This window comes from Roseibium sp. AWQ4_254, from assembly GCF_056161025.1.
The window spans coordinates 1-535 of record NZ_JBSWYH010000104.1; the positions used below are offsets into that span (position 1 = coordinate 1).

Consider the following 535-nt stretch of genomic DNA (forward strand, 5'->3'; position numbering starts at 1 on the left):
GACGAGCTGCGCGAGGCCGTCAGGCAGGAAGTGGAGTTCCGGGCTTTTCTGGAGACGCGTCCGGATTTGAGCAGTGAAGATGATGAATATTGGGATCTGAATCCGGTGCAGGCTGTGGAGACCCGGGCCAAATTTAGGAGATGGTATGCGTTTAAGTCAAATATTGCATATGACTATATTGCGTTGGATTATGCTGAAGACATAGCATTTGCTTTTACATCTGGAGAATTGGAGTCTCTGGAATATGAAGCAGCGAAAAATTATGCGAAAGAAAATTTTAGAATATCCTTTTTTTTACAATGAAGACGGCGCATGAGGGAGATTTTTCTTCTGGACGTTTCCAGGGGGGATGTCCTGGTCATCTAAATCGGCGGCTTTAGCGGCGCGGAACAATTCATGAACACCTTTTGCAGCAAATCGCGTTGAAAGGGCTTCAGATTTCCCTGTCTCTCGGCTGCGCCTCGAACGCGAAATCTGAAACAGTCTGCATCTAAGTAAACGCGGCGCGTTCCAAGAGAAACAACAGGACAAACGA

At 47.1% G+C, this 535-nt stretch carries 2 protein-coding genes; one reads left to right on the top strand and one right to left on the bottom strand.

Annotation, left to right across the window (positions count from 1 at the left end; all coding sequences use genetic code 11):
* Positions 1 to 303: hypothetical protein (locus tag ACXAIC_RS24800; protein ID WP_475187115.1), on the top strand; the 303-nt coding region annotated here is incomplete at its 5' end.
* Here the strand turns inward: ACXAIC_RS24800 and ACXAIC_RS24805 are convergent.
* The coding region (locus ACXAIC_RS24805; RefSeq protein WP_475187117.1) for a hypothetical protein at positions 295 to 535 on the bottom strand (241 nt) is incomplete at its 5' end. The genes ACXAIC_RS24800 and ACXAIC_RS24805 overlap by 9 nt on opposite strands.